This is a genomic window from Cellvibrio sp. UBA7671 (genome assembly GCA_002483145.1).
GTDB classification, from domain to species: Bacteria; Pseudomonadota; Gammaproteobacteria; order Pseudomonadales; family Cellvibrionaceae; genus Cellvibrio; species Cellvibrio fibrivorans.
Genome location: DLHJ01000002.1, coordinates 385,214 through 398,215 on the forward strand (window position 1 = coordinate 385,214; position 13,002 = coordinate 398,215).

General features: G+C 47.5%; 10 protein-coding genes. 7 read left to right on the forward strand and 3 right to left on the reverse strand.

Annotation, left to right across the window (positions count from 1 at the left end; genetic code table 11):
- Nucleotides 1-82 precede the first annotated feature (82 nt).
- Genes B4E62_RS02120 through B4E62_RS02130 form a run of 3 tightly spaced genes read left to right on the forward strand, consistent with a single transcriptional unit; the run spans nt 83 to nt 3,292 of the window.
- On the forward strand, nt 83-1,231 hold the full coding sequence (locus B4E62_RS02120; protein ID WP_331350870.1) for a 4-phosphoerythronate dehydrogenase: 1,149 nt from the start codon (nt 83-85) through the stop codon (nt 1,229-1,231).
- On the forward strand, nt 1,224-2,363 hold the full coding sequence (locus B4E62_RS02125) for an ATP-NAD kinase family protein (protein ID WP_331350871.1): 1,140 nt from the start codon (nt 1,224-1,226) through the stop codon (nt 2,361-2,363). Before B4E62_RS02120 ends, B4E62_RS02125 begins: the two co-directional genes overlap by 8 nt.
- The gene (locus B4E62_RS02130) at nt 2,363-3,292 is read left to right on the forward strand and encodes a class I SAM-dependent methyltransferase (protein WP_331350872.1); all 930 of its coding nucleotides are present in this window, start codon (nt 2,363-2,365) and stop codon (nt 3,290-3,292) included. The genes B4E62_RS02125 and B4E62_RS02130 overlap by 1 nt, the downstream gene beginning before the upstream one ends.
- Before the next feature lie 62 nt (nt 3,293-3,354).
- Here the strand turns inward: B4E62_RS02130 and B4E62_RS02135 are convergent, their stop codons facing one another.
- Nucleotides 3,355-4,569: a pyridoxal phosphate-dependent aminotransferase gene (locus tag B4E62_RS02135; RefSeq protein WP_331350873.1), complete on the reverse strand. Its 1,215-nt coding sequence runs from the start codon at nt 4,567-4,569 to the stop codon at nt 3,355-3,357.
- Between the two features lie 96 nt (nt 4,570-4,665).
- On the opposite strand from B4E62_RS02135, the gene msrB reads away from it, so the two are divergent.
- The 4 genes from msrB to B4E62_RS02155 all read left to right on the forward strand — a co-directional run bounded on the left by msrB (nt 4,666) and on the right by B4E62_RS02155 (nt 10,269).
- The gene (gene msrB / locus B4E62_RS02140) at nt 4,666-5,067 is read left to right on the forward strand and encodes a peptide-methionine (R)-S-oxide reductase MsrB (RefSeq protein WP_310072266.1); all 402 of its coding nucleotides are present in this window, start codon (nt 4,666-4,668) and stop codon (nt 5,065-5,067) included.
- Nucleotides 5,068-5,306: 239 nt separating this feature from the next.
- The gene (locus B4E62_RS02145; protein ID WP_331350874.1) at nt 5,307-6,440 is read left to right on the forward strand and encodes an efflux RND transporter periplasmic adaptor subunit; all 1,134 of its coding nucleotides are present in this window, start codon (nt 5,307-5,309) and stop codon (nt 6,438-6,440) included.
- A gap of 12 nt (nt 6,441-6,452) precedes the next feature.
- Nucleotides 6,453-9,572, forward strand: coding sequence for an efflux RND transporter permease subunit (locus B4E62_RS02150; protein ID WP_310072270.1), 3,120 nt, complete (start codon nt 6,453-6,455; stop codon nt 9,570-9,572).
- Complete coding sequence (locus tag B4E62_RS02155) at nt 9,562-10,269, forward strand: LamG domain-containing protein (protein WP_331350875.1); 708 nt, start codon at nt 9,562-9,564, stop codon at nt 10,267-10,269. Before B4E62_RS02150 ends, B4E62_RS02155 begins: the two co-directional genes overlap by 11 nt.
- Nucleotides 10,270-10,313: 44 nt before the next feature.
- Here the strand turns inward: B4E62_RS02155 and B4E62_RS02160 are convergent, their stop codons facing one another.
- Both B4E62_RS02160 and B4E62_RS02165 read right to left on the reverse strand, forming a co-directional pair.
- Nucleotides 10,314-11,099 (reverse strand): hypothetical protein, encoded by a 786-nt coding sequence (locus B4E62_RS02160; protein WP_331350876.1) that lies wholly within the window; start codon nt 11,097-11,099, stop codon nt 10,314-10,316.
- A gap of 90 nt (nt 11,100-11,189) precedes the next feature.
- Nucleotides 11,190-12,578, reverse strand: coding sequence for a carbohydrate-binding protein (locus B4E62_RS02165; RefSeq protein ID WP_331350877.1), 1,389 nt, complete (start codon nt 12,576-12,578; stop codon nt 11,190-11,192).
- Nucleotides 12,579-13,002 lie beyond the last annotated feature (424 nt).

Genomic DNA, 13,002 nt, shown 5'->3' on the forward strand with positions numbered 1-13,002 from the left:
TTATTCCATAGATTTATCTGTAGCTTGGTTTTACCGCAGATAAGGTCTATAGAAGCCATTTTTCGAACCTAAGCGAGTTGTTATGAGAATAGTTGCGGATGAAAACATCCCGCTGGTGAATGCATTTTTTGGCCATATGGGTGAGGTAGTCTGTTTGCCGGGCCGCACTATGACAGCGGCTGATGTCCGTGATGCAGATGCCTTGATTGTGCGTTCGGTTACCAAAGTAAACCCCGCTTTGCTAGAGGGTAGTAAGGTTAAATTTGTGGGTACTTGCACTATTGGTGTTGATCATTTGGATCAAGCCTATTTGGATGCGCATGGAATCAAATGGTCCAGCGCCCCAGGCTGCAATGCCAATTCAGTGGTTGAGTTTGTTTATGCCGCACTTTGCCATTTGGATATCAATTGGCTGCCAGTAAAGTTCGGCATTATCGGCTGCGGCAATGTGGGTGGCTTGCTCTACAAACGGCTTAAAGCACAGGGCGTTGATGTGCGCTGTTATGATCCCAATCTGACGCTTGCACAAAATCCTGATCTTACTAGTCTTGAAGAGGTATTGGCATGCGATGTAATCAGTATGCATACCCCTTTAGTTACTACCGGGCCACATCCAAGTTTTCATTTATTGGGGCGTAAAGAGTTACTGCAATTGAAACCTGATGCGGTATTAATTAATTGTGGGCGTGGGCCGGTGATTGATAATCAGGCTTTGTTGGATGTGTTAACTGAGCGCAATGATTTACGTGCTGTATTGGATGTGTGGGAACCTGAGCCGGATATATCGCTGGAATTACTTAATCATGTATTGCTCGGCAGCCCGCATATCGCTGGTTACAGTTACGATGGAAAATTAAACGGCACTGAGATGATTTATTATGCGCTCTGCCGTCATCTCGATAAATCCCCGCAATCGTCACTCACTGCATTGGTGCCACCATTGGCAAGTAATCAATTGCGTATCGATGATGATATCGACAAAGACAATAATATTTTTAACATCGTCAAAGAATTGATAAAACAGGTTTACGATATCGCCGCAGACGACGCGCGTTTGCGCTCGCTCGCATCACAGGCATTCGCAGGTGAAGTGGTTTTTGGTCAAGGTTTTGATGGCTTGCGCAAGCATTATCCTATCCGCCGTGAATTTCATAATTACCAAGTGCATTTGGAAAATATCTCTGATACCAATAAAAAATGGTTGCAGGTATTAGGATTTCACTGTGTTTAAACTCGGTTTAATTATTAATCCTTATGCTGGTTTAGGTGGCAGTGTCGGCTTAAAGGGTTCCGATGGTGATGATATTCGCACAGAAGCCATTGCGCGCGGCGCTGAACCGCGTGCATTGCAGCGTATGGAGCGCGCACTGCAGGTGATTGCTAATTTTCGTGAGCAAGTAGCGATTTTTTGTTTTGCTGGCGATATGGGGGAAAGCAGTGCCCGCGCATCTGGTTTTATTGTCCATATTGTCGGTGCCGCGCAACATGAGCCTAGCAGTGCGCAAGATACTTGCGCTGCAGCTAAGGTACTTATGCAACAACATGTTGATTTGATTTTATTTGCCGGTGGCGATGGCACTGCGCGATTGATTGCTGATGTGGTGGGTACATCACAACCGGTATTGGGTGTTCCTTGTGGTGTGAAAATGCATTCGGGTGTTTACGCCAATGCACCTGAAGCTGCAGGTGAAATCCTCAAGCAATTGTTAACCGGAACACTAGTTAATATTGTTGAGCGCGATGTAAAAGATATTGATGAAGACGCGTTTCGTAATGGCCAGGTGCGTGCACGCTTTTACGGCACTTTATTGGTGCCGGAAGATTCGCAATTTCTGCAACAAGTCAAAAATGCTGGTACCGAGCGCGATGAATTGGCGCAACTGGATGTTGCCCAAGGAATGATTGAGCAGCTGCAACCCGATACACTGTATTTGGTCGGCCCAGGTTCAACGACACATCTTTTTTTACAAGAGTTAGGCATTGACGGTAGCTTATTAGGTGTGGATTTATTGTTGAATAATGAACTGATCGCCAAGGATGTAAGCGCTGCACAAATTGCTGTCCAGCTTGATCAATTTTCCGGTTCGGTCAAAATGATCATTACCGCTATCGGTGGGCAGGGTCATATCCTTGGGCGTGGCAACCAGCAATTTACTCCAGCGATTTTGCGTCGCATTGGCAAAGATAATATCCATATTATTGCCGCGCGCGGAAAAATTCTGGCGCTCAATGGCCGTCCACTATTAGTAGATACCAATGACCCCGAATTGGATGTTGCGTTCGGTGGTTATCGCCCGGTTATTGTCGGGTATCGCGAGACCATTATGTATCCCGTAGGTTATTCCGTAGAAGGCGAACATTAATGCAGATTATTGTTGAGCGCCTTACCTTGCTCGCTGAAAAAATTCGTATCCAAACTGAAATTGATAGTTACCGTGTATTTCATGGCCGTGGTCGCGCATTTCCTGGCTTGGAATTTGTGACAGTTGATTTTTTTCAGCCCGCTATTTTGGTAACTCTTTTTGTTGAACCACCTGAGCAGTGGTTGGATGAATTAATTGCACAGATACGCCCTTTGTTTGCATCGCTTCAATCTGTGTTAGTAGTACAGCGCCGTTACATACCTAATGTACCGAGTGAAATTGTCTGGGGGGAATTGCCTGAGTCGATTTATGCGCGCCGTGGGAGTTCACTGTTTAACTTGCACCTTGCCCAGCAGCAAAACTCTGGTTTCTTTTTGGATATGGAGTCGGGCAGGCAGTGGGTGGAGCAGCATGCAGCAGGTAAGCGGGTACTGAATTTATTTGCGTATACCTGTGCTTTTTCGGTTGTTGCTATTACCGCTGGTGCAGAGAAAGTCGTTAACGTAGATATGAGTAGTGCCGCCTTGAATCTAGGTCGTGCCAACCATCAGCTCAACAATCTCGCGAAAAGTAAAAGTGAATTTGTTGCTGAGAATATCCTGAAATCCTGGAGTCGTGTTAAAAAGCCCGGCCCTTATGATCTGGTGATTATTGATCCGCCGTCTTACCAAAAAGGCAGTTTTATTGCGGAAAGAGATTACGCAAAAGTTATTCGTCGTTTGCCGGAATTGATGCCCGCAGGTGGGTTAGTGCTGGCCTGTTTAAATGCACCGGAATTGAGAGAAGGCTTTTTAAAACAGCAGTTTGTTGAGCAGTGTCCGCAAGCGGAATTTATCGAACGGGTAAAACCGCATGCAGATTTCCCCGATATAGACCCAGAGCAGCAACTAAAGCTCTTGGTGTACCGAGTTCCTCCATCAGCTGCCTGAACATAAAAAAACCAGCGCAAGGCTGGTTTTTTTATGTGTGTTTTTTGAAATGTTGAAAAAAATTATTGCGAGTAACGGGATAAGAAATTACCGAAGCGATGAATTGCTTTGGTCAAATCATCTTCACGGGGCAAAAACACAATGCGGAAGTGATCGCGGTTCGGCCAGTTAAACGCGGTGCCCTGAACCAACAATACTTTTTCCTGCAACAAGAAATCCAGGATCATTTGCTGGTCGTCTTTGATCTTGTACATGTTCAAATCCAATTTTGGGAACAAGTACAAAGCGCCTTTGGGTTTTACGCAGGACAAACCGGGAATATCGGCCATGGCTTTTAAGGCAGTATCACGCTGATCACGCAGGCGGCCGCCAGGAATAATCAATTCGTTAATACTCTGGTAACCACCTAATGCCGTTTGTACGGCGTACATGGCGGGAACGTTAGCGCAGAGGCGCATTGAGGAGAGCATCTCCAAGCCTTCAATGTAGCTACGTGCGCGATGTTTTGCTCCGCTAATGACCATCCAGCCAGAGCGGAAACCTGCCAGACGGTAGGCTTTTGATAAACCATTAAAGCTTACGCAGAGTACGTCCTGAGCCAGTTTGCCCATAGGGATAAATTCGGCATCGTCGTACAGGATTTTGCTGTAAATTTCGTCCGCAAAAATAATCAGGTTGTGGCGACGGGCCAATTCCACAATCGCTTCCAATACATCCTGGCTGTAAACCGCACCGGTTGGATTATTGGGGTTGATCACCACAATTCCGCGGGTCTTATCGGTGATTTTGCTTTCGATATCGGCGAGGTCCGGGAACCAGTCAGATTGCTCATCGCACAAATAATGACGAGCTTTACCGCCAGCAAGATTTACAGCAGCAGTCCAAAGTGGATAATCCGGTGCGGGCACCAGGACTTCATCGCCATTATTCAGCAGTGCCTGCATGGCCATCACGATCAATTCGCTCGCGCCATTGCCGAGGAAAATATCTTCGATTTCAACGCCGGGTACTTCCAGGCGCTGGCATTCGTGCATGATGGCTTTGCGCGCGGCAAACAGGCCTTTGGATGCGGTGTAACCTTCGGCATTGGCGAGGTTGCGGATGACATCCTGAATAATTTCATCAGGTGCCGAGAAACCAAACGGGGCAGGGTTGCCGATGTTCAGTTTCAGAATACGGTGGCCTTCTTCTTCGAGGCGATAGGCGTGGTCCAATACCGGGCCGCGTATGTCGTAACAGACTCCATTGAGTTTGTCGGATTTCTTAATCGGGTTCATTTGCAGTAAGATGCCTTGATTGCGGTCGTGCGTGATTGCGGTTGAAAAACACTCGAATAATCGACCTTAACTAGTTGATCTGTCAAGGAAATCCTTATGGCTGATAACGAAAACCTGACCGACGCCGAATGGCGGGAAAAATTAACCCCTGAGCAGTACCGGATTTGCCGGGAAAAGGGCACCGAGCGCCCCTTTACCGGTGAATATTGGCAGGAGTTCAGTGCGGGCGATTATCGCTGCCGCTGCTGTGGCGAGCTCTTGTTTGATGCTGATACCAAGTTTGATGCCGGGTGCGGTTGGCCAAGCTTTTATGCTCCGGTCAATAAAACGGCAATCCGGGAAAATATGGATACCAGCCATTACATGGTGCGTACCGAGGTGGTTTGCCGCAAATGCGATTGCCATCTTGGCCATGTGTTTACCGATGGGCCAGCGCCGACCGGTTTACGTTACTGCATCAACTCAGCATCAATTCTCTTCTCTCCTGATGAAAAATAATGCAACGGCAGCTGTGATTAATAACCGGCTGCCGTTCTGTTTTTCTTGCACAATTGCGCCTAAAGGTTTGATTTTGTAAACAAATGTTAAACTTGCAGGATCCTTCTGGTTGCCGTTTATCCTTTACCGACATCTGTGCGTAATAGGCTGCAACGTCAAACCGCCGTGTTACTTATTTTCTTTGGCAGCGCCGCAAAATCACTCAAATAAAGGCGATGCTTTACTTCCAGGGAGATTTTATGAATCCACATCCGCATGCTTCGCTACGCGGTTCGCAATGCTTATTAAATAGTTTGCGCATCTTTGTATTTGGCTCCTTTGCTTTTGTTGCCAGCGCCTATGCGCAACCTCCAGCAGATAGGCCTGTCGAGGTCATAGTACAAGCCGCGAGTATCAAGAGTTTGGCAACCACTATTGAAGCACTCGGGACTCTGCGCGCAAACGAGGCGATTACGCTGACCCCTAATGATACGAAGAAAGTGACGCGGATTAATTTTGAGGACGGCCAGCGCGTTGAAAAAGGTCAGGTACTGGTGGAGATGACCAGTCGAGAAGAATCAGCGCTGTTAGAAGAGGCGCGCTTTAATGCCGATGAGGCCAAAAAACAACTCGACCGTGTGCAAGAGCTAGCTAAACGCGGCGCCGCTTCCCAATCGCTGCTGGATCAACGCGTGCGAGAATTTGAGTCGGCGCGTGCGCGCTACAATGCAACTGAATCGCGCTTGAAAGATTTGGTGTTGCTAGCGCCTTTCTCAGGTGTAGTTGGTTTGCGCGAAGTGAGTGTCGGTGCATTGGTTTCACCTGGAGACCAAATTACCACCTTGAATGACGATTCAAAAATGAAACTGGATTTCACCGTGCCCGGAGTTTATTTGCGCAGCTTGTCACCGGGTTTGCCGATCATTGCAAAGAGCCGTGATTTAGGTAACAAGGTTTTTGAAGGTGAAGTTTTCAGCATTGATAACCAAATCGATGAAGTAACCCGCTCAATCAAGGTGCGTGCACTGCTTGATAATAAAGACCACGAGTTAAAGCAAGGTATGTTGATGTTGGTCGATTTAAAAGCTGCATCGCGCGACGCGTTAATTATTTCCGAATCCGCTTTAGTGCCGCTGGGCAGTAATAATTTCGTATTTGTGCTGGACGAAACAGGAGGCATTGTTGAACGCCGCCAAATTACCATTGGCGAGCGTCTTGCGGGATCGGTAGAGGTGTTAAGTGGCTTGAATGCGGGTGATAAATTAGTGACCCATGGTTTACAAAAAGTTCGTCCCGGGCAAAAAGTAAAAGTATTGGCAGAGGAAAAACCTGATGCCGAACAAACAGGAGAAGGTACACACCTTTCCGATTTAATCAAACAAAAAAATAACTGAGGGTAACCTGCGATGATGCTCTCGGATATTTCCATTAAGCGGCCGGTATTTGCCTCGGTCATTTCAATTTTATTAATTGCGTTTGGCATAGTGGCGTTTGACCGCCTGACTCTGCGTGAATATCCCAATATTGATCCCCCCGTTGTTTCTATTCGCACGAATTATCCCGGCGCCGCGGCGAGTATTGTTGAAACGCGAATTACCAAGGTGATTGAAGATCGCATCTCGGGCGTTGAAGGTATTCGCTTTATCGAATCTTCCAGTGAGAACGGTATCTCTAACATAGTGGTGCAATTTGATACTGGCCACAATATGGATTCTGCAGCCAATGATATTCGCGACCGCGTCAACGGTGCATTAGGAAATTTACCGGATGAGGCTGATCCGCCTGAAGTTCAAAAAGTCAGTTCCGATGAAGATGTGATTCTCTGGTTTAATTTGGCCGGCGAAAATATGACGATGCCGGAACTATCGGATTATGCGCAGCGCTACTTAATTGACCGCTTTTCGGTGATTGACGGTGTTGCTCGAGTGCGTATTGGTGGCGAGCAGCGTTACGCTATGCGTTTATGGTTGGACAGACGCGAACTCGCCGCACGCAATCTAACGGTGAATGATGTTGAATCCGCATTGCGCGCCGAAAATATTGAATTACCGGCGGGTAGTATTGAATCGCTGGAGCGGCAATTTACGGTGCGTATGGCACGCTCCTATCGCACGGTAGATCAATTTAGTCAGTTGGTTGTTAAGCGCGGCGATGATGGGCATTTAATTCGCTTGGGTGATGTTGCCAAAGTCGAGAAGGGTACCGAAGAGGATCGCACCTTATTTCGCGGTAACGGTGTTACACAAGTCGGTATCGGGATTGTGAAGCAATCCACTGCAAATACCATCGATGTGGCGCGCGGTGCAAAAGAAGAGCGTGACCGCATCAACGCGATTTTGCCCAAAGGTATGAGCCTTGAAGACAGTTACGACAGCTCTATTTTTGTTGAGCGCGCAATTCACGAAGTTTACATCACACTCGGTATTGCAATCGCTTTGGTTGTGTTGGTGATTTATTTATTTCTGGGTAGCATCCGCGCGATGTTGGTGCCTGCTGTCGCAGTACCCGTTTCAATTATCGCGACCTTTACTGTACTTGCAGTCATGGGGTTCTCAGTAAATATGCTGACCTTGCTGGCGCTGGTGCTCGCAATTGGTTTGGTGGTTGATGATGCGATTGTAGTGCTGGAAAATATCGTACGCCATATAGAAGAAAAAGGTAAAACACCTTTGCTTGCTGCTTATGATGGTGCACGTGAAGTAGGCTTTGCTGTTATTGCAACGACGCTGGTGCTGATTGCCATTTTCGTTCCGATCGTATTTTTAAAAGGCGATATCGGGCGTTTATTTTCCGAGTTTGCCATTACTATGGCCGCGGCTGTTGGCTTCTCTGCATTAATCGCACTCACGCTTTCGCCCATGCTCGCCTCCAAAATGCTGGTGCGCAATGAAAATAAAAATAACTTTGTTGCGTCGATTGATCGGGGAATGTCGCGTATGCGCCTGCGCTATCAGCATGCCATCCGCGCTTGTTTGCGCCGTGCAAAATTAATCATTGTGAGTTTCGCATTATTGTTGTTGGGGACGTTTTTTCTTGCTCAACAAATCCCCTCCGAATATGCGCCACGTGAGGATCGCGGTACTTTTTTTGTGATGGTGAATGGCCCTGAGGGTGCCAGTTACGCCTACATGGAAGAGTACATGACCGAAATTGAAAGCCGTATGATGAAATATGTAGAGGCGGGAGAAATCAATCGGTTAATGGTACGTGCTCCACGCGGTTTTGGTGCGGTAGAAAGTTTTAACTCGGGCATGATTATCGCGGTGATGAATGATTGGAGCGAGCGCCGCGGTGCATTTGTGGTGATGGATGAAATTCGTCAAAAGCTTGCGGATTTACCCGGTGTAACCGCAGCGCCTGTAATGCGCCAAGGCTTTGGTTCGCAGGCGACTAAACCCGTGCAGTTTGTGCTGGGTGGTGGAACTTATGAGGAGTTGGCTAAATGGCGCGATATCTTATTAGAGAAACTGGAAAAAAATAATCCAGGCTTAACGGGTATCGATTGGGATTACAAAGAAACCAAACCGCAAGTCGAGGTGCTGATTGATACCAATCGCGCTGCAGATTTGGGCGTGAGCGTAAATAATATTGGTCGTACGCTTGAAGCTATGTTGGGGTCGCGTCGTGCAACCACTTACATTGATGACGGCGAAGAATACGATGTGATTATGCAGGGCGAACGCGACGAGCAGCGCACAACGACCAGCTTGCAAAATATGTACGTTCGCTCAGAGCGCTCGGGTGAATTAATTCCGCTATCGAATCTGGTTACCTTGAAAGAAGTTGCCGATGCCAGCCGCTTGAATCGCTATAACCGTATGCGCTCGCTCACGATCGAAGCTAACCTTGCTGATGGTCTTGCCTTGGGTGATGCGCTTAATCACCTAAATGGTCTGGTGCGCGAGCATCTGCCATCGACCGCTGTTGTGGATTACAAAGGCCTATCGCGCGATTTCCAGACGGCAGGGGGGTCGATCATGTTTATTTTCTTGCTGGGAATATTAATTACCTTTTTGGTATTGGCAGCCCAGTTTGAAAGCTACGTGCACCCGTTTGTGATTATGCTCACCGTACCACTGGCGATACTGGGTGGAATGCTGGGGCTTTATTTGACAGGCAGTAGTTTTAATCTCTACTCGCAAATCGGTTTGTTGATGCTGATAGGGTTGGCGGCAAAAAATGGCATTCTGATCGTGGAATTCGCCAACCAATTGCGCGATCGCGGCGTGGAATTTACCGAGGCATTGTTGGAGGCATCCTCTGCGCGTTTGCGTCCAATTTTAATGACCAGCCTTACTGCAGTGGCGGGCGCAATTCCGTTGGTGATTTCATCTGGCGCTGGTTCAGAAACACGTTTTGTTATTGGTGTGGTAGTGATCTCCGGTGTGCTGGTCGCAACTTTTCTTACACTTTTTTTAGTTCCTGTGGCCTACAGTTTACTTGCGCGCAATACAGGTTCACCCGGTGATGTAGAGCGTGAGTTGTTGCAAGATCAAGCTCGTTACACCGGAGCTGATGATGAATAAGTTGCAAGCGGCTATAAAATTATTGCTGCTTCCCGCCGCACTGGTGTTGGGTGCCTGTGCCGTCTCGCCAGTAGGAGTATCGACTGATGCTTCGATATGGAATATCAATTCGCTAAGTCGGATTGGCGGTTCGTCGGCCCAGGTTTTGGGTAATCCTCAAGTTGTGAATACCGCTCTGGGCACTGCGGTGCGTTTTGATGGTGATGGCGACCGGTTGTTGGTGGATGCAAATCCTTTGGGTGATGCGAACGAATTTACCATCGAGATTATTTTCAATCCAGCGGATGCTTACCCGAATAATCTTGAGCCGCGTTTTTTTCATATTGAATCGCGCGATAATCCTAATCGTCGCGTCACAATCGAATTGCGATTGAATGAAAAAAAGCAGTGGTATTTGGATGCGTATATCAAATCGGAAAAATCACAATTTACGTTGATTGATCCAACCAAAGTTCACCCCATTGGGGAGTGGGCGCACGCAGCGATAACGTTTAAAAATCGCGAGTTTGTTTCCTACGTAAACGGACAGAAAGAGTTGGTAGGGCAGGTGGACTATTTGCCGATTGCCAGCAATGCCAAAACGTCGATTGGCGCGCGCATGAATCAAGTACATTGGTTTAAAGGGGATATTGCGCAAGCGCGAATCACCAGGCGCGCTTTATCACCGGCTGAATTTCTGAAAGTGCCGTCCCGATAATGTGTATCGGCTCTATATGCAAGAGCCGATATTTTTTCACATCATTAATGGTTATGCGGTGTACCTTGGTTGTTAGCGTAGTTGGGATCTACATCGGCCGGATGTATAGCGTCGCTCACTGATGTGTCTGCTTTAAACAACAATTGGCTCGACGCAACCCAACCTTTATTGCCATGTGCTTGGATAACGTAGTGACCATCCGGTGTATCCAACCCGCCCACTGTTAATTGTTCTCCACGCGTAAAACTCACGCTGTATTTTTGTCCGTCATCACCTTGAATGTGGCCATGCCAGCTGATGCTGTTGTAATCGTGCTTCTCTACTTTATCGATAGTCACTTTATAATCTTTGGCATTTTCATCTACGCGGACATTGACCTGGTCACCGGGCATTAATGTTTCAATTTTTAAACTATCCAATTCGATAAATTGACGGCCATCGGTAAATTCTTCTGGCTGCAATGGCAGTTCGCGGGGAATGTCTTCCGTTGGCGTCCAACTGCTAGTGCGATTGACTGCAGCAGCAACTTCACTATTGGAAAATTGCTGATTAGGCCTGCGTTGTTGCATAGCCGCCAAGCGCTCTTGTAGTTCAGGCGCGATTGTCTGTTCATCCGCTGATGATGCACTTGAGGAGTTCTGTGCTGTGCGTTGATTTTTTAACTGACTATCATCATCAACAACACTAGGGGACGATTTTTGTATGGTTACCGCCGGGTCGATAATATTTGTCGGCGCATCTTCTAATGGTTGGGCAAAAAAATACACGACGCTCATTACAATCCCGCCAGCAATTACTGTTTTTAGCCAAAAATGTCGTTGGGTTTGCATAACTCTCTCGCTCATTATTGTTGTGGTGAGAATATAAATCGCGGAATAGGCATCAGGAATCGATGCCTATTCCACGTGTACAAGCTTGCGTTAGCGTTTGATACGAATCCAGTTAATATTCCATCCGCCGGTTTTGGCAAACACGCCAAAATTATAAGTGCCTGCATTCATATTGACGGTTTGTGTAACGGTGGTCCAATTTTGCCAACCGCCGGTTGCCGGTATGGCTACTTCACCCAACAGAATTCCACCACCATTTAAATCGGCTGAGAGTCTGCCGCCACTTGGGCTCGCAACACGGTATTCAATCGTGTAGGTGCCGGTCGTTGGAATGGCGATATTGCTGTAAGCCATCCAATCATTTGCTTCAATCCAACCCACATTTTGGCCACCGCCGGTATCGGTAGTAGCTTCAGTTTGCACACCGTTGTTAGCAAAATAATTTTCAGCCTGGATCAAAATATTAACGCCGCCGCTCGCCGCCACGACAATCGAACTGGCAGTATCGTTAAATCCTTCATTCACCAGACAGTTGTCATCGCCGGTTTTGGTAACAGAGTTACCGCTGAAATTATCGTTTTGATAGAGCGTAATACTGTGACCCGCTTGAACGCGGAGCGATGAAATATCATCGTTGATAATGCCGCGCGCTTGCAATTGACTCAGTGTGTACCTGCCAACTGGTAAGCCAACGTTGTAGCCACCGTAGTCGCAATGCTGTGAAACTTGTACCGGACCAGAAGCACCTGCGGTTGGGCGGAAGCCTGCAATTTCGTCGCGGACATTGTGAATAGCCAGTGCGCCGTAAGCTTCATTGGCTTGCCCCACGGCTATACCACAGGGTAGTCCGCGGCAGGTGAGATTGGGGTTGGAGAAACGATTGACGCGCGTAGTATTGAATACGCCTTCGTAGGCCATGATATCGACGAATACGTTATCCACCCCGTATCCAACGCCATAACGGAAACGTGCACCTGATTGGTCACCCTGTTTGCGGGAGTGATTCAATCCCATGTTGTGCCCCAGCTCATGCGCCATGACGATAGGGCCGCAACCCGGTGCTGTAACGTTCCATGTCCAGTTTTTATCGACAGCCACGTAGCCAACACCACAAGCGCCTTTTTGGTGAAGTTGGGATACAAAGTCTGCTCCCAATTGGTCGCGCAGGGCGATGGCGGCACTGTTAAGGCGGAGGTTGCCCAATACCGCACCCATGTCGGCGCCCGCTTGCTCCATTTCACGCACACCGACCAAACGTAGTTGCACGTCGATCTGGCTGTCGGCATAAGCCGCATTCATTTGATTTACCCAACTGTTCATTGCAGTTTGTGGATCGCCACCAAAATAGTTTTTGGAGAAATTATCGTAGAGGACCAGTAAATCAACGGTGGCCGCTTGTGCGGTGCTAGCAAGTGCACAGCTTGTGATGCCGGCAAACAACAAATGCCTGGCGGTATTTTTTACGCGATGAAAGTTCATTGCATTTCCTCTCAATTATTGTGTGATGAGTCTATCAATGCGAAATAAATCCGATACCTCAATCGCCCATTGATCGGGTAAGTCGAATTTTTAGGGAGGCATGGAATATTTTTATCGTGATATCAGCTTAAAAAAACAATACAACCATGCGTACAGCGAGGCCAAGTTAACACTCATGCTTGAAGGGTCGTTGCAACCTGCGTCACAGCGTTTTAAAGGTGCCAGTTAATAATTAAAGTGGGAATTCTTCTGGAGAGGTTCGATTTTTTTCAACCGAATGCCACTTTATGAAGTGGTACAAAAAGCCGATTTTTTATGCGTGAGTGCACACAATAAGCGGACTTTGCACAACAATTTATTGCGACCAAAACACACTAGGTTTGAGCACTGAGATTTCGGGAATCCTTGTCGAAGTGAATGGCGG

Excerpts from the sequence above, each read along its gene's own strand:
- B4E62_RS02120 (WP_331350870.1), top strand. The coding sequence starts at position 83 with ATGAGAATAGTTGCGGATGAAAACATCCCGCTGGTGAATGCATTTTTT.
- B4E62_RS02130 (WP_331350872.1), top strand. The coding sequence starts at position 2,363 with ATGCAGATTATTGTTGAGCGCCTTACCTTGCTCGCTGAAAAAATTCGT.
- B4E62_RS02135 (WP_331350873.1), bottom strand. The coding sequence starts at position 4,569 with ATGAACCCGATTAAGAAATCCGACAAACTCAATGGAGTCTGTTACGAC.
- msrB (WP_310072266.1), top strand. The coding sequence starts at position 4,666 with ATGGCTGATAACGAAAACCTGACCGACGCCGAATGGCGGGAAAAATTA.
- B4E62_RS02145 (WP_331350874.1), top strand. The coding sequence starts at position 5,307 with ATGAATCCACATCCGCATGCTTCGCTACGCGGTTCGCAATGCTTATTA.
- B4E62_RS02150 (WP_310072270.1), top strand. The coding sequence starts at position 6,453 with ATGATGCTCTCGGATATTTCCATTAAGCGGCCGGTATTTGCCTCGGTC.
- B4E62_RS02155 (WP_331350875.1), top strand. The coding sequence starts at position 9,562 with ATGATGAATAAGTTGCAAGCGGCTATAAAATTATTGCTGCTTCCCGCC.
- B4E62_RS02160 (WP_331350876.1), bottom strand. The coding sequence starts at position 11,099 with ATGCAAACCCAACGACATTTTTGGCTAAAAACAGTAATTGCTGGCGGG.
- B4E62_RS02165 (WP_331350877.1), bottom strand. The coding sequence starts at position 12,578 with ATGAACTTTCATCGCGTAAAAAATACCGCCAGGCATTTGTTGTTTGCC.